Annotated in this window: 17 protein-coding genes; 12 read left to right on the forward strand and 5 right to left on the reverse strand. The window is 70.0% G+C overall.

The features are described 5' to 3' along the window. Positions 1–308: 308 nt before the first annotated feature. On the forward strand, positions 309–3,596 hold the full coding sequence (locus ACWV17_RS14645) for a S8 family serine peptidase (protein WP_455360040.1): 3,288 nt from the start codon (positions 309–311) through the stop codon (positions 3,594–3,596). 206 nt (positions 3,597–3,802) lie between these two features. Beyond that, entirely contained in the window at positions 3,803–4,831 is a 1,029-nt protein-coding gene (locus ACWV17_RS14650; RefSeq protein ID WP_455360147.1) for an aspartate-semialdehyde dehydrogenase, read from the forward strand. Positions 4,832–4,887: 56 nt separating this feature from the next. Here the strand turns inward: ACWV17_RS14650 and ACWV17_RS14655 are convergent, their stop codons facing one another. Next, complete coding sequence (locus tag ACWV17_RS14655; RefSeq protein WP_455360041.1) at positions 4,888–5,235, reverse strand: type II toxin-antitoxin system PemK/MazF family toxin; 348 nt, start codon at positions 5,233–5,235, stop codon at positions 4,888–4,890. Further along, positions 5,228–5,452, reverse strand: coding sequence for a ribbon-helix-helix domain-containing protein (locus ACWV17_RS14660; protein WP_455356561.1), 225 nt, complete (start codon positions 5,450–5,452; stop codon positions 5,228–5,230). The genes ACWV17_RS14655 and ACWV17_RS14660 overlap by 8 nt, the downstream gene beginning before the upstream one ends. 155 nt (positions 5,453–5,607) lie before the next feature. On the opposite strand from ACWV17_RS14660, the gene pepN reads away from it, so the two are divergent. The 10 genes from pepN to ACWV17_RS14710 all read left to right on the forward strand — a co-directional run bounded on the left by pepN (position 5,608) and on the right by ACWV17_RS14710 (position 16,328). Beyond that, entirely contained in the window at positions 5,608–8,175 is a 2,568-nt protein-coding gene (gene pepN / locus ACWV17_RS14665) for an aminopeptidase N (protein WP_455360042.1), read from the forward strand. Positions 8,176–8,385: 210 nt separating this feature from the next. After that, entirely contained in the window at positions 8,386–9,957 is a 1,572-nt protein-coding gene (locus tag ACWV17_RS14670) for a sensor histidine kinase (protein ID WP_455360043.1), read from the forward strand. Next, complete coding sequence (locus tag ACWV17_RS14675) at positions 9,954–10,364, forward strand: roadblock/LC7 domain-containing protein (RefSeq protein ID WP_455356564.1); 411 nt, start codon at positions 9,954–9,956, stop codon at positions 10,362–10,364. Before ACWV17_RS14670 ends, ACWV17_RS14675 begins: the two co-directional genes overlap by 4 nt. Next, positions 10,361–10,720 carry a DUF742 domain-containing protein gene (locus tag ACWV17_RS14680; protein ID WP_455356565.1) on the forward strand — a complete coding sequence of 120 codons (360 nt, stop codon included), beginning with the start codon at positions 10,361–10,363 and terminating at the stop codon, positions 10,718–10,720. The genes ACWV17_RS14675 and ACWV17_RS14680 overlap by 4 nt, the downstream gene beginning before the upstream one ends. Further along, the gene (locus tag ACWV17_RS14685) at positions 10,701–11,333 is read left to right on the forward strand and encodes a GTP-binding protein (RefSeq protein ID WP_455356566.1); all 633 of its coding nucleotides are present in this window, start codon (positions 10,701–10,703) and stop codon (positions 11,331–11,333) included. Before ACWV17_RS14680 ends, ACWV17_RS14685 begins: the two co-directional genes overlap by 20 nt. Further along, positions 11,330–11,584, forward strand: a complete 255-nt coding sequence (locus tag ACWV17_RS14690; protein ID WP_455360044.1) for a hypothetical protein — start codon at positions 11,330–11,332, stop codon at positions 11,582–11,584. Before ACWV17_RS14685 ends, ACWV17_RS14690 begins: the two co-directional genes overlap by 4 nt. A 267-nt stretch (positions 11,585–11,851) precedes the next feature. Continuing rightward, the gene (locus ACWV17_RS14695; RefSeq protein ID WP_455360148.1) at positions 11,852–13,291 is read left to right on the forward strand and encodes a cytochrome P450; all 1,440 of its coding nucleotides are present in this window, start codon (positions 11,852–11,854) and stop codon (positions 13,289–13,291) included. Between the two features lie 200 nt (positions 13,292–13,491). Next, positions 13,492–14,607 carry a selina-4(15),7(11)-diene synthase gene (locus tag ACWV17_RS14700; RefSeq protein ID WP_455360045.1) on the forward strand — a complete coding sequence of 372 codons (1,116 nt, stop codon included), beginning with the start codon at positions 13,492–13,494 and terminating at the stop codon, positions 14,605–14,607. Between the two features lie 17 nt (positions 14,608–14,624). After that, positions 14,625–15,968, forward strand: coding sequence for a cytochrome P450 (locus tag ACWV17_RS14705; protein WP_455360046.1), 1,344 nt, complete (start codon positions 14,625–14,627; stop codon positions 15,966–15,968). A 42-nt stretch (positions 15,969–16,010) separates the two neighbouring features. Continuing rightward, a complete protein-coding gene (locus ACWV17_RS14710; RefSeq protein WP_455360047.1) occupies positions 16,011–16,328 on the forward strand; it encodes a hypothetical protein in 318 nt (105 codons plus the stop codon). 9 nt (positions 16,329–16,337) lie between these two features. Here ACWV17_RS14710 and ACWV17_RS14715 read toward each other — a convergent pair whose 3' ends face one another. From ACWV17_RS14715 to ACWV17_RS14725, 3 genes are all read right to left on the reverse strand, one after another. Continuing rightward, complete coding sequence (locus ACWV17_RS14715) at positions 16,338–17,264, reverse strand: LysR family transcriptional regulator (protein WP_455360048.1); 927 nt, start codon at positions 17,262–17,264, stop codon at positions 16,338–16,340. A 16-nt stretch (positions 17,265–17,280) separates the two neighbouring features. Then, complete coding sequence (locus tag ACWV17_RS14720) at positions 17,281–18,204, reverse strand: DMT family transporter (RefSeq protein WP_455360049.1); 924 nt, start codon at positions 18,202–18,204, stop codon at positions 17,281–17,283. 181 nt (positions 18,205–18,385) lie between these two features. After that, positions 18,386–18,616, reverse strand: a complete 231-nt coding sequence (locus ACWV17_RS14725; protein WP_455356572.1) for a hypothetical protein — start codon at positions 18,614–18,616, stop codon at positions 18,386–18,388. Positions 18,617–18,633: the final 17 nt, after the last annotated feature.

Below are 18,633 nucleotides of genomic sequence, written 5' to 3' on the forward strand. Positions count from 1 at the left end.
CCCCCCCCCCCCCCCCCCCCCCCCCCCCCCCCCCCCCCCCCCCCCCCCCCCCCCCCCCCCCCCCCCCCCGCGGCCGTACTTCACGAGGAGCCACCGCCCAACTCCCGGTCTGATAAAGCATTCAACGATCGACTGATCCCGATATCGTCCGTTACGCCCCTCATTGACGCATCCCGCGCCGTGGCGGAAGTACGCCATGTCGGTCCTCCGCCACTGACAACCCTCCCCAAACGGCTGTCACTTGCGCAAAGCTGACCGGTCATCCGGCACCGAATTCCGGACCCGTTCTTTCACATACAGGGATGCAGATGACCCTCGAATCCCCCAGCTCCATATCCGGGGCGAGACGGGCGGCGCGTATCGCGGCCGCCGCGGGCCTCGTGGCCGCTCTCGCCGCCACCGGACCCGTACCCGCCTTCGCGGCGGTCGCGGACGACCCCGCCACCGCCCCGGTCAAGTCCTCCTCCGACAAGCTCGGAGACGCGGACGCCGACCTTCTCGCCGAGGCCGAGGCCGGCGGCGAGAAGAACGTCACGCTGATGGTGGCCACCGCCCCCGGTGCCACCGAGCAGGTGGCCAAGCAGCTCGACGGCGTGCAGGGCGCCACGGTGGGCCAGACGTACGACAAGCTCGGCTACGTCCGGGCCACCGTCCCCACCGCGAAGGCCGAATCGGCCATCGCCTCCGCCGCGAAGCTCTCCAGCGTCCACGGCATCGACCTCAAGCACGAGATCGAGCTGGACGACCCGACGCCGGCGGCCGACCGCGCCAAGGGCGCGAAGACCGCGGCGCAGGGGACCTACCCGGCGCCCGGCAAGAAGACCCCGGCGGAGAACCCGTACAACCCGTCCTTCGAGACCGGCGCGGTCGAGTTCGTCGAGGACAACCCCAAGGCCGACGGCCGCGGGATCACCATCGGCATCCTCGACTCGGGTGTCGACGTCGGGCACCCCGCACTGCAGAAGACCACCACCGGTGAGCGCAAGATCGTCGACTGGGTGACGGCCACCGACCCGGTCGCCGACGGCGACGACACCTGGCTGCGGATGAACGGCGCCGTGACCGGCCCGACGTTCACCTCGGGCACCCGTACGTACTCGGCCCCCGCCGGCTCGTACATGTTCCGGAACTTCGCCGAGTCCGCCACCACCGGCGGCGACATGGCGGGAGACCTCAACCGCGACGGTGACACCACCGACGTCTGGGGCGTGCTCTACGACCCGGCCGCCGGGACCGCCCGTGTCGACCTGAACAACGACGCGGACTTCACCAACGACGACGCCATGAAGCCGTACAAGGACGGTTTCCAGATCGGCTACTTCGGCACCGACAACCCGGCCACCGAGGTTGTCGAGCGCATCCCGTTCGTCGTCGAGATCCGCAAGGACGTCGTCTACAACGCGGCCGGCGCCAAGTCCGACTACGTCAGCGTCGGCGTCATCGAGGGCTCGCACGGCACGCACGTGGCCGGCATCACCGCCGCCAACAGCCTCTTCGGCGGCCGGATGAACGGCGCCGCCCCCGGCGCCAAGCTCGTCTCCTCGCGCGCCTGCACCTGGTCCGGCGGCTGCACCAACGTCGCGCTGACCGAGGGCATGATCGACCTCGTCGTGAACCGCGGCGTGGACATCGTCAACATGTCCATCGGCGGCCTGCCGGCGCTCAACGACGGCAACAACGCCCGCGCGGAGCTCTACACCCGCCTCATCGACACCTACGGTGTCCAGCTGGTCGTCTCGGCCGGCAACAGCGGTCCCGGTGTGAACACCATCGGCGACCCGGCGCTGGCCGACAAGGTCATCAGCGTCGGTGCCGCCATCTCCAAGGAGACCTGGGCCGCCAACTACGGCTCGGTCGTGGAGAAGAAGTACGCGATGATGCCCTTCTCCTCCCGCGGCCCGCGCGAGGACGGCGGCTTCACGCCGACCATCACCGCGCCCGGCGCCTCCATCAACACCACCCAGACCTGGTCGCCCGGCGGCCCGGTCGCCGAGGCGGGCTACCAGCTCCCGGCCGGCTACTCCATGCTGCAGGGCACCTCGATGTCCTCGCCGCAGGCCGCGGGCGCGAGCGCGCTGCTGCTCTCCGCCGCCAAGCAGAAGAAGATCGAGCTCACGCCGGCGAAGCTGCGTACCGCGCTGGTCAGCACGGCCGACCACATCCGCGGCGTCCAGGCGCACGAGGAAGGCGCCGGCCGGATCAACGTCGTCGACGCCTGGGAGGCCATCGAGGACGGCGCCGCCGCCCACGAGTACAGCGTCAAGGCCCCGGTCGACACCGCGATCGACCAGTTCCTGAAGACCCCGGGCTTCGGCACCGGTCTGTACGACCGCGAGGGCGGCCTGAAGACCGGCGAGAAGAAGACGTACGACATCACGATCACCCGGACCACCGGACCGGACCGTCCGTTGCGCCACGAGCTGCACTTCGAGAACAACGACGGCACCTTCCGGATCGTCGGTGACGACGAGGTCAAGCTCCCGCTGAACCAGCCGGTCACCGTCAAGGTCTCCGCCAAGCCGCGCACGGCCGGCGTGCACAGCGCGATCCTCGAGGTGACCGACACCCGCACCGAGGGCATCGACAAGCAGATCCTCACCACCGTGGTCGCCTCGCACGAGCTGGCCAAGCCGTCGTACGCGTTCTCGGCCGAGGGCTCGGTCCAGCGCAACGCCCCGAAGTCGTACTTCGTGACGGTGCCGCAGGGCGCGCAGTCCCTGGAGGTCGCGCTCGGCGGACTCGCCGAGGGCAGCCAGACGCGGTTCATCTCGATCCACCCGTACGGTGTGCCGTCTGACCCGACGTCGACGATCAACTGCTACCCGAACTACCCCAACCCGGCCAACACCTGCCGCCCCGACCTGCGTTCGTACGCGAAGCCGCAGCCGGGCGTCTGGGAGATCGAGGTCGAGTCGCGCCGTACGTCGCCGCTGCTCGACAACCCGTACAAGCTGGACGTCGCGGTCCTGGGTGCCTCCTTCGACCCGGCCGTCCAGGTCCTCCCTGAGGCCAAGGTCGGCACGCCGGCCCCGGTCCAGTGGACGGTCACCAACGGCTTCGCCGCCATCGACGGCAAGCTGAAGGGCGGCTCGCTCGGTTCCGCGAAGGTCGCCAAGCCGACCATCGCGCACCACGAGACGCAGACCAGCACCGTCGTCATCGGTGAGGGTGTCGAGCGCCTCGACGTCGCCATCGGCAACGTCTCCGACAAGGCCGCCGACCTCGACCTCACGGTCAAGAAGGACGGCAAGACGGTCGGCTCGTCCGCCGACGGCGACTCCGAGGAGGCGGTCACCCTCCTCAAGCCGGCCGCCGGTACGTACACCATCGAGGTCGACGGCTACTCGGTCCCGGCCGGTTCCACCACCTACGACTACCGGGACGTGTTCTTCGCGTCCTCGCTCGGCACGGTCAAGGTCGACGAGTCGGCGACGGTGAAGCTCGCCAGCGGCGCGTCGGCGCCGGTCTCCGCCGAGGTCCTGGTGAACGGTGCGGCCCCCGAGGGCCGGCAGTTCTTCGGCGAGGTCAAGCTGCTGAACGGCCGCGGCACCGCCGCGGGCGCCGGCAGTGTCCAGATCGAGAAGGTCACTCCGTAACGACGGTGTGACCTGCACCACCCGCACGACCCGCAGGACAAGGGGGCGGGCGCCTTCCCGGGCGCCCGCCCTCCGTCGTGCCGCCTCTCGGACAATGGAATGGATTGGACAAGCCGACCCCGGTCATACGCATCATGGAGAGCATCCGCAGCACTCGCAGCACCCGCAGCACCCGCAGCCAGCAGATACGCACCAAGGAGATCAGCGTGAGGGTCGGAATCGTCGGAGCCACCGGTCAGGTCGGCGGAGTCATGCTCAAGATCCTCGCCGAGCGGAAGTTCCCGGTCGGCGAGCTTCGGCTGTTCGCCTCCGCGCGCTCCGCCGGGTCCACCCTCCAGTGGCAGGACCAGGAGATCACCATCGAGGACGCCTCCACGGCCGACTACTCAGGCCTGGACATCGTGCTCTTCTCGGCGGGCGGCGCCACCTCCAGGGCCCTCGCGGAGAAGGTCGCCTCCCAGGGTGCCGTCGTGATCGACAACTCCTCGGCCTGGCGCCGCGACCCCGACGTGCCGCTGGTCGTCTCCGAGGTCAACCCGCACGCGATCAGGAACCGCCCCAAGGGCATCATCGCCAACCCGAACTGCACCACCATGGCCGCGATGCCCGTCCTCAAGCCGCTGCACGCCGAGGCGGAGCTGACGGCGCTGGTCGCCACGACCTACCAGGCCGTATCCGGCTCGGGTCTGGCCGGTGTCGCCGAGCTGGACGGGCAGGTGAAGAAGGTCGTCGAGAACGCCGCCAACCTGACCCACGACGGCGAGTCGGTCGAGTTCCCCGAGCCGGGCGTCTACAAGCGCCCCATCGCCTTCAATGTGCTGCCGCTCGCGGGCTCCATCGTCGACGACGGCTCGTTCGAGACCGACGAGGAGCAGAAGCTCCGCAACGAGTCCCGCAAGATCCTGGAGATCCCCGGGCTCAAGGTCTCCGGCACCTGTGTCCGGGTCCCGGTCTTCTCCGGTCACTCGCTCCAGGTCAACGCCCGCTTCGAGCGTCCGATCAGCGTGGAGCGCGCGTACGAGCTGCTGCGGTACGCCGCGGGCGTCGAGCTCTCGGAGATCCCGACCCCGCTGCAGGCCGCCGGCAAGGACGCCTCGTACGTGGGCCGCATCCGCACCGACGAGACCGTCGAGAACGGCCTGTCGCTCTTCCTGTCCAGCGACAACCTCCGCAAGGGCGCGGCGCTGAACGCCGTGCAGATCGCGGAGCTGGTGGCGGCCGAGCTCCAGGGCTGACACCCGGTACGCAACGAGGGGCGGGCGCCGCGACCGGCGCCCGCCCCTCGGCGTGTTCAGAGCGCGAGATGCCGCCGCAGCGCCGCATCGATCTCGGCCATGCGCTGGCGAGGGACGAAGCCGACGCGCTGCAGGATACGGTCCGGCGAGATTGCCCGTACCTGCTCGCACTGAACCTTGGAGTCCTTGGCCAGACGACACTCGTCGGCGCGGAGGAGGACCTGGAAGGTGAGGACCCGAGAAGTGTTCGAGGTCAGCGGCACCACGGTGACCACGCCTCTTCGGTTGAGCTCGACCGACTGATTGGCGCCGTCGTTGGACACGACAACCGCGGGCCTCACTTTGTTGGCCTCGCTGCCCTGGGCCGGTTCCAGGTCTACCAGGTAGATGTCACCTCTACGCATCGGTGATGCCGTCCCCCACCGTCCGGTCCCAGAGCGCAGCGTCCTCGCTCGCGTCCCATTCTGCGAACGCCTCCGTGTACTCCGCCTCGAGTTGGGCGGCCCGCAGCAGTTCGATGGCGGCGTGTATCACGGCTGATCTGGACTCGGTTTCGGTCTTCGCGGCGTACTCGTCGACGAAGGCCACATCCTCTTGCGGAAGACTCACGCTAATCTTCATACGAATGATACTACCAGGGTAGCACCCTGAGCGCTACCCCACGGTCGCCGCCCCCCGCCGCGGGCCGCCCCGGTGTGCGATACAGCCGCGACAGGCGCGACGGCCGCGTGGAAGGATTGGCCGGAAGAACGGTCACAAACCGAGGAGATGCCCACGTGCCTGGCACGAATCTGACCCGCGACGAGGCCCAGCAGCGGGCGCGCCTGCTCACCGTCGAGGCGTACGAGGTCGATCTCGATCTGAGCGGGGCGCAGGAGGGCGGCACCTACCGGTCCGTGACCACCGTGCGCTTCGCGTCCGCGGAGGCCGGCGCCGAGACCTTCATCGATCTGGTCGCGCCGGCGGTGCACGAGGTCGTGCTGAACGGGAAGTCGCTGGACGTCGCCGCGATCTTCCGGGATTCCCGGATCGCGTTGAAGCACCTGCACGCCGGCCCGAACGAGCTGAAGGTCGTCGCCGACTGCTCGTACACCAACACCGGCGAGGGCCTGCACCGCTTCGTCGACCCGGTCGACCAGCAGGCGTATCTCTACACGCAGTTCGAGGTGCCGGACGCGCGGCGCGTGTTCGCGTCGTTCGAGCAGCCGGACCTGAAGGCGACGTTCCAGTTCACCGTGAAGGCTCCCGAGGGCTGGACCGTGATCTCCAACTCGCCCACTCCTGAGCCCGTCGGCAACGTCTGGCGCTTCGAGCCGACGCCGCGGATCTCCACCTACATCACCGCGCTGATCGCCGGGCCGTACCACGCGGTCCACAGCTCGTACGAGAAGGACGGGCAGTCCGTTCCGCTGGGCATCTACTGCCGGCCGTCGCTCGCCGAGTTCCTCGACGCGGAAGCGATCTTCGACGTCACGCGGCAGGGCTTCGACTGGTTCCAGGAGAAGTTCGACTACGCGTACCCCTTCGCGAAGTACGACCAGCTCTTCGTGCCGGAGTTCAACGCGGGCGCGATGGAGAACGCGGGCGCGGTGACCATCCGCGACCAGTACGTCTTCCGCTCGAAGGTGACGGACGCGGCGTACGAGACGCGCGCCGAGACGATCCTGCACGAGCTGGCGCACATGTGGTTCGGCGACCTGGTCACCATGGAGTGGTGGAACGACCTGTGGCTGAACGAGTCGTTCGCCACCTACACCTCGATCGCCTGCCAGGCGGACGCGCCGGGCTCGAAGTGGCCGCACTCGTGGACGACGTTCGCGAACTCCATGAAGACCTGGGCGTACCGGCAGGACCAGCTGCCGTCCACCCACCCGATCATGGCCGACATCCGCGACCTCGACGACGTACTGGTCAACTTCGACGGCATCACGTACGCCAAGGGCGCGTCGGTGCTGAAGCAGCTCGTCGCGTACGTCGGGAAGGACGAGTTCTTCCGCGGTGTGCAGGCCTACTTCAAGGCGCACGCCTTCGGCAACACCCGGCTGTCCGACCTGCTGGGCGCGCTGGAGGAGACCTCGGGCCGCGATCTCAAGGCATGGTCGAAGGCATGGCTGGAAACGGCCGGTATCAACATCCTGCGTCCGGAGCTGGAGACCGCCGAGGACGGCACGCTCACCTCCTTCGCCGTCCGGCAGGAGGCGCCGGCGCTGCCCGCCGGTGCGAAGGGCGAGCCGACGCTGCGCCCGCACCGGATCGCGATCGGCCTGTACGACCTCGAGGACGGCAAGCTGGTGCGCACCGACCGCATCGAGCTGGACGTCGACGGTGAACTGACCCCGGTGGACGCGCTGGTGGGCCGCCGGCGTCCGGCGGTTGTGCTGCTCAACGAGGACGACCTGTCGTACGCGAAGGTCCGCCTGGACGCGCAGTCGCTGGCCACCGTCACCCAGCACCTGGGCGACTTCACCGAGTCGCTGCCGCGCGCGCTGTGCTGGGCGTCCGCGTGGGACATGACCCGGGACGGCGAGCTGGCCACCCGCGACTACCTCTCGCTCGTGCTGTCCGGCATCGCCAAGGAGTCGGACATCGGCGTCGTGCAGTCGCTGCACCGCCAGGTGAAGCTCGCGATCGACCTGTACGCGGCGCCCGACTGGCGCGAGGCGGGCCTTGCGCAGTGGACGGAGGCGGCGCAGGCTCACCTGCGCGCGGCCCGGCCGGGCAGTGACCACCAGCTGGCCTGGGCGCGTGCGTTCGCCGCCGCGGCCCGTACACCGCAGCAGCTCGACCTGCTGACGTCGCTGCTGGAGGGCAAGGAGACGATCGAGGGCCTGGCCGTGGACACCGAGCTGCGCTGGGCGTTCGTGGAGCGGCTGGCCGCCACCGGTGTCTTCGACGAGCAGGAGATCACGGCCGAGTACGAGCGGGACCGGACCGCGGCGGGCGAGCGGCACGCGGCCACGGCGCGGGCGGCCCGGCCGACCGCCGAGGCCAAGGCGGAGGCGTGGGCGTCGGTCGTGGCGTCCGACAAGCTCCCCAACGCCGTGCAGGAAGCGGTCATCGGCGGCTTCGTCCAGACCGACCAGCGGGAGCTGCTCGCCCCCTACCTCGACGAGTACTTCGCCGCGGTCAAGGGCGTGTGGGAGTCCCGCAGCCACGAGATGGCCCAGCAGATCGCGGTCGGCCTCTACCCCTCGCTCCAGGTCTCACCGGCGACGCTGGAGGCGACGGACGCGTGGCTGGCCTCCGCCGAGCCGAACGCGGCGCTGCGCCGGCTGGTGTCGGAGTCCCGTGCGGGAGTCGAGCGGGCGCTGAACGCCCGGGCCGCGGACGCCGCCTCCGCTTAGCCGCACCGAGTACGCGAAAGGCGCCCCGGACCTGGTTCAGGTCCGGGGCGTTCTCGTGTGCCGGGACAGGTGCGGGGACAGCCGGGATGTGGGACCAACTGGCTGGATCCGTACGCATCCTGAGCGCATGTCAAGAGGCACTCACAAGAACCGATAAGCTTCCGGGTCGTCGTCCAATGATCTTCCGCTTTCGATCGTTTGAGGGTTCTGATGGTTCGAGAGGGATCGTCGCCCGGAAGTCCAGGGCCCGCCTCACCCGTCATCTGGTCACTGCCCGCCGTCGCGACCGCAGCGGCCACCGCCGTCGCCGTCGCCCTGGTCTCCGCACCCGCCCGCACCCCGGTCGCCTGGCTGGGTGCCGTGGCCGTCGTGGCGGTCGCGCTCTCCTGTGCGGTGGCCGCCCGGCGCGGCCGGCTGATCTCCGCGCTCCGGGAGACGGCCGCGGCGCACGAGGCGGCCCTGTCCCGGCAGGAGGCCGAGACGGTACGGCTGGCCGAGGTACTGCTGCCGGAGGTGGTGGCCCGGCTGCGCGGGGGCGAGTTCCCGGAGGACGTACTGGCGACGCTGTCCGAGACCGCGGAGGGCGGCGGCCACGGCCCGGGCCTCACGCCGGAGTTCCGGGCCGCCCACCGGGCTGTGCTGACCTCGGTGCTCGACGCCGTCGTGGCCGAGGAGGACCTGCGCGACTCGGCGCAGCGGGCGTTCGTGAACATCGCCCGCCGCGTGCAGGCGATCGTCCACCAACAGGCCCAGGAACTGCGGGAGATGGAGGACCGGCACGGCCGCGCCCCGGACGTCTTCGGCGACCTGCTGCGGCTGGACCACGGCACCGCGCTGATCGGCCGGCTCGCCGACTCCATCGCCGTACTCGGCGGTGCGCGCCCCGGCCGTCAGTGGAGCAGGGCGGTCCCGCTGTACAGCGTGATGCGCGGCGCCATGTCTCGGATCATCGACTACCAGCGGGTGGAGCTGCACTCGGTCTCCGAGGTCGCCGTGGTCGGTCCGGCGGTCGAGCCGCTCATCCACGCGTTGGCCGAACTGCTGGACAACGCCACCCGCTATTCACCGCCGCAGACAAGAGTTCATGTGACGGCCGTCGATGTGCAGTCGGGCATCGCCGTGGAGATCGAGGACGGCGGGGTGAGCATGAGCGAGGAGGCCCGCGGGCGGGCCGAGCGCATGCTCCGGCAGGCGCAGCAGGGCATCGACCTCAACGACCTCGGTGAGACTCCGCGGCTGGGTCTCGCGGTGGTCGGCCGCCTGGCGCAGGCGTACAACTTCCAGGTGTCGCTGCGGGCTTCGGCGTACGGCGGGGTGCGTGCCGTCCTGGTCGTACCGCAGGAGCTGATCACCACCACCTCGGAGGCGACCGGCCTGGCCCACGGCATCGGCGCGGCCTCGGTATCCCGGTCGGCCCAGGAACCGGCCCGCGCAGCGGGCCGCGCACCGGTCCGCGCCGCGGCCCCCGCCCCGGAGCAGGCTCGCCCCGTCACCGGTCCACGGACCCCGGCGGACGACGACGAGGATCCGGTCGTGACCGAACGCACGCCGAACGGGCTGCCGCAGCGCCGCCGCAAGACCCGGGCCACCGCGCAGGCCGAGCCCGCGGAGCAGCCGGAGGCCACTCCCCAGGTGCAGCCCGGCATGTGGCTGGCCGCCTTCCAGAGCGGCGTGACCGGCGGGGAGCGGACCGGCGAGGACCGAAGCGCGGAAGGCCGGACCGGCGCAAGCCAGAACAACAACGCCTCGCCCACCACGGCGAGCAAGGGAGAACAGCCATGAGTCAGCTGCAGTCGGCCAACATGGACTGGATGCTCAAGGACCTGGCCGAGAGCGTTCCGCAGACCCGACACGTCATCGTGCTCTCCGCCGACGGACTGCGCATGGCGCAGCACGGCGCCACGACCGACACCGCGGACCGGCTGGCCGCCGCCTGCGCCGGGCTGCAGAGCCTCGCGGCCGCGGTCGCGTCCGAACTCCCGCACAGCAAGGGCCGGATGCGGCTCGTCGTGATCGAGATGGACGGCGGCTTCTTCTACCTGATGGCGGCGGGCGCCGGAGCCTACCTCGCGGTGCTGGCCGACGAAGGCGTCGACGCCGGCCTGATGGGCCAGCGGATGCGGGACCTGGTGGCACGGATCGGAGAACACCTCAGCAGCCCGCCCCGCAGCGAGGGGCAGACCGCGTGAGCAACCCGGGCCGTGACTGGGAGGACGGCAGTCCCGAGCGGCTCTACGTGATCACCGGCGGCCGCAGCGGTGCGGCGGTGCCCGCCACCCTCGACCTGGTCACCCTGATCGTGGCCCGGTCGGGGCCCAGGCCCGGAATGCAGCCGGAGCAGGCCGCGATCATGCGGCTGTGCCACGCTCCGCTGTCGGTGGCCGAGATCTCCGCGTATCTCGGCCTGCCGGTCAGCGTGGTCACGGTACTGCTCGGCGACCTGCTCACCGCGGATCAGGTGCTGGCACGCCCGCCCGTCGCCCCCGCCCAACTTCCCGACCTGGCATTGATTGAGGCAGTGATCGATGGACTTCAGAAACTCTGAGCCCCAGAGGTACCCCGAGCCGGGCCCGCGGAGCGAGGACGTACTGCCGGAGACGGCCGCCGCCGCGGTCAAGGTCGTGATCGTGGGCGGCTTCGGGGTCGGCAAGACGACCCTGGTCGGCTCCGTGAGCGAGATCCGGCCGCTGACCACCGAAGAGACGATGACCCGGGCCGGGGTCGGCGTCGACGACACGGCGGGTGTGGAGCGCAAGAGCTCCACCACCGTGGCCATGGACTTCGGCCGGATCAGCATCAACGAGGAGCTGGTGCTGTACCTCTTCGGCACCCCCGGCCAGCAGCGCTTCTGGTTCCTGTGGCACGGCCTGTTCGAAGGCGCACTGGGCGCGGTGGTGCTGGTCGACACCCGCAGGCTGGAGGTCAGCTTCGACGTGATCGGCCGGCTCGAGGAACGCGGGGTGCCGTTCGTGGTCGCCGTGAACTCCTTCCCCGGAGCGCCCGAGCACCCGCTGGAGGAGCTGCGCGGCGCGCTCGACCTGCCCGCGTCCGTACCGCTCGTCGTCTGCGACGCCCGGCAGCGCGAGTCCAGCCGCGATGTCCTGATGACGCTCATGCGCTATCTGCACACCCTCGCCGTGACCCCGGAGGCATCGTGAGCACTCCCCCGACCCCGCCGGGCCTGCCGGCCTGGCTGGTGCTCGGTCACCGGGAGAACCTGGACGTGGCGCGCACCGCCGCGCGCTTCTCCCGCGACCCGCGCCGCTGGCGCGACATGCAGGAGGGCCGGGTTCCGGCGGACCATCCGCTGACCCCGATGACCGCCTGGCAGCCGGTGGAACAGCGGCCGCCCCACGACCGTCATGGGTCTCTGAGAAGCAGGGCGCGACTCAGACGCGACTGCCCGTGACCAACGTCGAGGGCTCGATCCCAGTGAGTAGCCAAGCCTCAACTCGGTCTGCTTGCCGGGAACTTAGGACTGCTGTCTCTCTTCACCGCTTGCCGGGGGGAATCGGTGCAGAGATATGCTTAGCGCGGCTCAGGATCTTGTACGACCGCAGCAAAGATCTGTGGCCGGCGGTCCGGCCCGTGCCATAGATCTCTGTGAGCGCGCGATGTCGGAATTTCCGAGGTGCGTTCGCTCGTCCGCCCCCCGCACCATGGCTTCGGAGGCCTTGTGACTACCCTGCGCCCGGATCACCCCAGCGACGGGTCCGGACTCGTGCCGCCCCCGGGCTGTCCTGCGCATGGTCAGGACGCCGCTGGCCTGCACCGCCTGTATGGGCCTGAGGCGGAAGCCAATCCGCAGGCACTGTACGAGACGCTCCGCAGGAAGTACGGCCCGGTGGCGCCGGTGCTGCTGCACGGTGACCTTCCCGCCTGGCTGGTGGTGGGGCACAGGGAAAACCTTGACGTGATGCGGACCCCCTCCTCGTACTCCCGCGATTCGCGCCACTGGCGGATGTTCCAAGAGGGGAGGGTGGCTGCTGACTCCCCGTTGAACCCGATGATCGCGTGGCAGCCGCTCTGCGTTTTCGCTGACGGCGAGGAGCACGCGAGGCTTCGCGGCGCCGTCACCGACGGCCTGGCGCGATTCGACCGCCGCGGGGTCCGCCGCTACGTCACCCGGTACACGAAGCAGCTGGTCGACGCGTTCGCCGCATCCGGTGAGGCCGACCTGATCCCCCAGTACGCCGAGAGACTCCCCATGCTCGTCATGACCCAGCTCCTCGGCATGCCCGAGGAGAACGGGCCGCAACTGGTGAGTGCCTGCCTGGACCTGATGAAGGGCACCGAGACCGCCCTGGCCAGCAACGACTTCGTCGTGGACACCTTGCGCGAGCTGGTGAAGCGCAAGCGGGCCGAACCGGGGCGGGATTTCGCCAGCTGGCTGATAGGCCACGAGGCCGACCTGACCGACGACGAGGTCCTGGAGCACCTGCGCCTGGTGCTCGTCGCGGCGAACGAGACCACGGTCAACCTGATCGCCAACACCTTGCGGATGGTACTGACCGATCCCCGCTTCCGTGCCAACCTGGCCGGCGGCCACATGACGCTGCCCGACGCGCTGGAGCAGGTGTTGTGGGACGCGCCTCCGCTCTCGGTGATTCCGGGCCGCTGGGCTACCGGCGACACCATGCTCGGCGGCCAGCAGATCAGGAAGGGAGACATGCTCCTGCTCGGTCTGGCTGCCGGCAACGTCGACCCGGAGATCCGGCCCGACCTGTCCGCCCCCGTCCACGGCAACCGCTCCCATCTCGCCTTCAGCAGCGGTCCGCACGAATGCCCGGGCCAGGACATCGGCCGGGCCATCGCAGACGCCGGCATCGACACCTTGCTGTCGGAGCTGCCCAGCATGGAGCTCGCAGTGTCCGAGGCCGAGCTGCACCTGAGTTCGGCCTGGCTCTCCCAGCGCGTAGACACCCTGCCTGTGAGGTTCTCGCCCCGGCGCGCGCCGGGGACAGCCGACACTGGCGCGAACACACGCTTCGCAGCGCCGGTCTCCCAGCCCCTGCCAGCCACTGCTTCCCAGGAAACCCCGCATGCGGCGCCCGTATCGGCCGGCGTCCGCCCTGTTCGCCGGTCCTGGTGGAGGTCGCTCCTTCGGTTGCCCTAGGAGACGGGGAAGCCGCACAGGACCGGTCCGCCTCGTTACGTGTAGCCGGCCGGAAGGCCCTATTGGATCGGCTGATTCCGCTGGGTACTATGCGCCCTAGTTGATCACTCCTGTGTGGCGTGGGCGCGCATCAGTTGCCGCGCCACTTTTTCACGTCAGGCAGGGAGTGCTTTGCGCCGATAGCTGAGAGGTGACCAGGAGTGGGGCCCGACCTCATAGTTCCGCCGACGTACGCTCCCATCCCGTCGGCCATCCACCCTCGCCACGCGGCGATCGACGCCCGGACCGCGGTCTGGGCGGAGAGTTTCCGCGTCGGATCTGACGAGTTGCGCAGCAGGCTCGTCGTGCAGGACATCGGCACGTTCTCCGCGCGGATCCTGCCCGAGGGCCGCGAAGAGGTCGTTTCACTTCTTTCCGACTTTGTGTTGTGGCTGTTCGGCGTAGATGACGGGTATTGCGAGGAAGGTCAACTCGGCCGAAGACCGGGCGCCTTGGCCGCTGTCCTGCATCGTCTCCTGCGTGTCGCACAGAATCCGGAAGCCCCGATGCTGCTGGATGATCCCCTCGCCCAAGGGCTGCGTGACCTGCGGCGCAGGGTCTCCCGGTACGGCACAGCCGGGCAGGCGGCTCGCTGGGTGGACGCCCTGCGGGAGTATTTTTTCTCCGTGGTGTGGGAGGCGTCCCACCGCAGCGAGGGAAGCGTGCCCACCCTGAACGACTACGCCTTGATGCGCCTCTACGACGGCGCGACCTCGGTGGTGCTGCCGCTGCTGGAGATGGGACACGGCTACGAGCTTCAGCCCCATGAGCGGGACCGGACGCCCGTACGCGCCGCGGCCGAGATGGCCTCTTTCATCATCACCTGGGACAACGACATCTTCTCCCACCACAAGGAGAGCCGGGGGGCGGGCTACTACCTCAACGTCCTACGCGTGCTGGAGCACGAGCACGCGCTCACCCCCGAGCAGGCCTTGAGCCTGGCAATCGCCCAACGCGACCGAGTGATGTGCCTCTTCATGCGCCTGTGGAACCACTTGCTGGGCCAGGCAAGCCCGCAGCTGCGGCAGTACCTCCAGGGCCTGGCGTCCTTCATACGCGGCTCGCAGGACTGGGGCATCTCCTCCCTGCGCTACACCACCCCGGACGATCCGGCCGGCCTCCCCTCGACGTTCAGTGAGACGCCGACCGACGACAGCCACGAGTCCTTGGACATCCCAGCCATCTCCTGGTGGTGGGACCTACTGCCTGCTGAACCTCAGGGCAGTCCCAGCCGGGTCGGGCCCGTCCTTGCGTTGACGGCCCAGCAAGCGGGTTAGACGAAAGGATTCCTCAAGTGTCAGCTGGATTGAAGGCAGTCCCCCGAGCCCCAGGCGGTTTGCCGCTTCTCGGGCACGCCTGGAAGCTGGGCCGGCAGCCGCTCGGGTTTCTGAAGTCGCTGAGGCAGGCCGGTGATCTGGTTCGTGTCGACCTGGGCACCATGCCGGTCTACGTGGTCACCAGCGCCGCCCTGGTCCGCGAAGTCACCGTGACCCAGGCACGCAGCTTCGAGAAGGGCCGGCTGTACGACCGTGTGCGGCCTCTGGTGGGCAACGGGCTCGCGACGGCCGGGGGCGAGGCCCACCGCAAGCACCGCCGACTGATTCAGCCGATCTTCCACCAGGCGCGCATTGCCGACTATGCGCACACGATGAGCAGCCACGCACGTGCCCTGGCCGACTCCTGGACGCCTGGTCAGCACATCGCTGTCGAGAAGGTGATGGGGGAATTCGCCATCGAGACGCTGGCCGCGACGATGTTCTCGACCGACATCGGGCAGCCTGCCGTCGAGGCGGTCCGCCGGGACTTGCCCGTCATTCTGAAGAACATGCTGGTTCGTGCGGCGTCGCCCAAGCTTTTGGACCGGCTGCCGATCCGCCCCAACCGCGATTTCGACGCCGCGGCGCAGAGCATGCGCCAGGTCATCGACCATGTGATCGCGACGACGCGCCGCTCGGGGCAGACCGACCAGGCCGACCTGCTGTCGGTGCTGCTCGATGCGCGAGACGCGGATACCGGCGAGGCGCTGACGGACGAAGAGGTCCGCGACGAGCTCGTCACCATTCTCTTCGCCGGCACCGAGACCATAGCCTCCACCCTGGCCTGGGCCCTCCATGAGATCGCCGGTGCCCCTGAGGTCGAGAAGCAGTTGATGGCCGAGGTCGACGAAGTCGTCGGTACCCGGCCCGTGACCATCGACGACATCCCGCGTCTGGTGGGCATCCGGCGCGTACTGGATGAGGTGATCCGCCTGCACGGGGTGACGCTGCTCATGCGCCGCACGACCGAACCGGTGGAACTGGGCGGGTTCAGCATTCCCGCAGGCACAGAAGTCGCCTTCAGCCTCTACGCCCTTCATCGGGATCCTGCCCTGTACGTGGATCCCGACCGGTTTGACCCTGATCGGTGGCTGCCCGAGCGTCGCGGCGACCTGCCACGCGAGGCCTTCGTCCCCTTCGGCTCGGGCAACCGCAAGTGCATCGGGGATGCCTTCGCCTGGACGGAGGCCACCATCGCCCTGGCGACGATCCTCGCCCGCTGGCAGCTACGCCCCATTCCGGGGCGTACCCCGAAGGAAGCCGCCTCCGCGATGGCTCACCCTGATCACGTTCCCATGGAGGTCGTTCCCAGGGGCCTGTGACGTTGGCCGTGGCCGGCGCTCAGCAGAAGCGGCAGCCCAGTTGTGCTGCTGGTGGTCTGGCCGAGGCCCGGGCGTCACCCGGTCGGCCACGCCCGCCTGGCGGGCGAAGTCCGCGATGACCGGAATGTGTTCGGCGGTGACGGTGAGTCCGGTGACGGTGGCGACGTGCTCCTGAGCCCGGTACAGCGAGCCGCCGACGCCGCAGCCGATGTCGAGGAGGCGGGTGGGCGGGGCGGCGTGGATGCCCCAGGTGCGGCCGCATGGTCGACTATCGCCTCCTGGGAGGCGACGATGCGGCGCGTGAGGACGCGCTGCGAGACGGTGGTGTTCGGCGTGGCGCCTGGATTCCCGGCGAGTTGAAGCAGCTGACTAACCCGACTGCTGTACGCGGTCCTCGGCGACCTCCCGCAGCGCGCCGAGCACCCGCGCCACCGCCGGCCCCTCCTCGGCCCCGCGCCGGACCGCCGCCACGACATGGCGGCGCGGCTGGTCGGCCTCCAGCACCCGGACGGCGACCCCCGACGCGCGGCCGGCCACCGCCATCCGCGGCACCAGGGCGACACCCATCCCGGCCTCGACCATGGCGAGGATCGCGGTCCAGCCGGCGGCGGAGTGCGCCTGCTCGGGGACGAAACCGGCCGCCTCACAGGCGGTCGTGGTGATCTCCGACCAGGGCCCGCTGCCGCCGAAGATCCAGCGCTCGCCGGACAGATCGGCGAGCCGCAGCCCCGGTGCGTCCGCGAGCGGATGCGCGGCCGGGAGCGCGACGTCCAGCGGGTCCGCGAGCAGCGGGACCCGGGTGAACTTCGGATCCCGGGCGGTCGGGGCGTGCGCCGCGAGGGAGAGGGCGAGGTCCACGGCCCCCGAGGAGAGCAGTTCGTACGCCTCGGCGGCCTCCGCCTCCCGTACCCGTACCTCCAGGCCCGGCCGGGCCGCGCGGAGCCGCGCCACGGCGGGGACGACCAGGGCCGGCACGGCGGTCGAGAAGGCGCCGACCCGGACCTCGCCCGCATCGCCCCGCAGATATCCGGCCAACTCGGCGTCCGCCCGCTCCAGTTGGGCGAACACGGCCTCCGCGTGCCGCAGCACCAGATGCGCGGCGTCGGTGAGCCGGACCCGCCGCCCCTGCGCCTGAAGCAGGGTGACACCGAGCTGCCGGGCCAGGTTGGTCAGCTGCTGCGAGACGGCCGAGGGCGTCATCATCAGCACCTCGGCCGTCGCGGTCACGGTCCCGTACTCCCCGAGGGTCCGCAGGATCTGCAGCTTCTTGATGTCCCATCTGTCCCACTCGGCCATACCGGCAGGGTACGGCTCACTTCGCGCGCCCCGCGCCCCACATGACGCCGCCGAGGATCAGCGCCATGCACACGACCTGCATCGGTCCGGTCTGCTCGCCCAGGACGGCGAAGGAGAGCAGTGCGACACAGACCGGCTGGAGGTAGTACACGACCCCGGCGCGGGCCGCGCCGATGAGCGCGATGGCCTTGTTCCAGGCGAAGAACGCGACCGCGGAGGAGAACACGCCGACGTACAGCAGCGGTCCGACCGTCCCGGCGGCGGGCTCGAAGCCGCCCTGCACCGCAAGGCTGATCCCGTACGCGGGCAGAAGCATCAGCGCGCCGAGCGCGAAGGTGCAGAACAGGAAGGCGGGTCCGCCGAGTCCGGCGGGCTTGCGGCGCAGCAGCGCGCTGTACCCGGCGAAGCTGAGGGCCGCCGCGATCATCCACAGGTCGCCCGGCGCGAAGTCCATGGCGAGCGAGCCCTTGCTGATCAGGAGCAGCACCCCGACGACGGCGACCAGCATTCCGGCGGTGCGCCGGGCGCCCAGCCGTTCTCCGCCGATCCGGGCGAACAGGGCCATCAGGACCGGGGACGCGGCCATGATCATGCCCATGTTGCCGGCGGAGGTGGTGGTTCCGGCCTGGTTGACCAGCGTGTTGTAGACGGTGACGCCGAGCAGTGAGGCCAGGACGACGAACCGGAGATGGCGGCGGAGCAGCCGGCGCTGCCGCCACGCCTGCCCGGCCGCGAAGGGCGCGACGGCGGCCAGCGCGATGATCCAGCGCCAGAAGGCGGCCTGGACGGGTGGGACGCTGTCGTGCAGCGCCCTGGAGGTGACGAAGCTCCCGGACCAGACGACCGTCGCCACGCCCGCGAGGACGAGCCCGAGGCCGACGGCCCCCTTCGCCCGGGTGAGCTTCTGCGAGCCGGTACGGACGGTGTCCAGGACTGCCACGGTTCTCCCTTGCGTCTGTGAGGCTGACGTGACCTACCGTCGCACCGCACAAATGCTCAGGTCCATCGAATCTTTTCGCTCAGTTCTTTCAGGAAAACTGAACGATGACGGTCCAGCGAACGCGCCGAGGGCGCCTTCGTCGTACGACGAAGGCGCCCTCGGGCACAGCGTTCGGGGCCGGTCAGCCCTGCTTGCGGGACTTGTCGCCGGCCATCACGAGGCCCGCGATCACCAGGAAGAGCAGGATCGGCGCACCCACGAACAGACCGAGCGTCTCGGCCACGCTCAGGCCGGGGCCCGGGTCGTCACCGTCGTCGGGGGTCAGCGCGAGCGCGGGGGACGACATGAGCAGCATCATCAGCGTCGTACCGGCCGTGACGGCGCCGGCGCGCAGGGCGTTCTTCTTGTCCACGGTGCCAACGTATCGAA

The sequence above is a fragment of the Streptomyces mabaensis genome (genome assembly GCF_053763515.1).

Coding starts and splice junctions, on each gene's coding strand:
- ACWV17_RS14645 (WP_455360040.1), top strand. CDS start 309: ATGACCCTCGAATCCCCCAGCTCCATATCCGGGGCGAGACGGGCGGCG.
- ACWV17_RS14655 (WP_455360041.1), bottom strand. CDS start 5,235: ATGCGTAGAGGTGACATCTACCTGGTAGACCTGGAACCGGCCCAGGGC.
- ACWV17_RS14660 (WP_455356561.1), bottom strand. CDS start 5,452: ATGAAGATTAGCGTGAGTCTTCCGCAAGAGGATGTGGCCTTCGTCGAC.
- ACWV17_RS14670 (WP_455360043.1), top strand. CDS start 8,386: ATGGTTCGAGAGGGATCGTCGCCCGGAAGTCCAGGGCCCGCCTCACCC.
- ACWV17_RS14675 (WP_455356564.1), top strand. CDS start 9,954: ATGAGTCAGCTGCAGTCGGCCAACATGGACTGGATGCTCAAGGACCTG.
- ACWV17_RS14685 (WP_455356566.1), top strand. CDS start 10,701: ATGGACTTCAGAAACTCTGAGCCCCAGAGGTACCCCGAGCCGGGCCCG.
- ACWV17_RS14715 (WP_455360048.1), bottom strand. CDS start 17,264: ATGGCCGAGTGGGACAGATGGGACATCAAGAAGCTGCAGATCCTGCGG.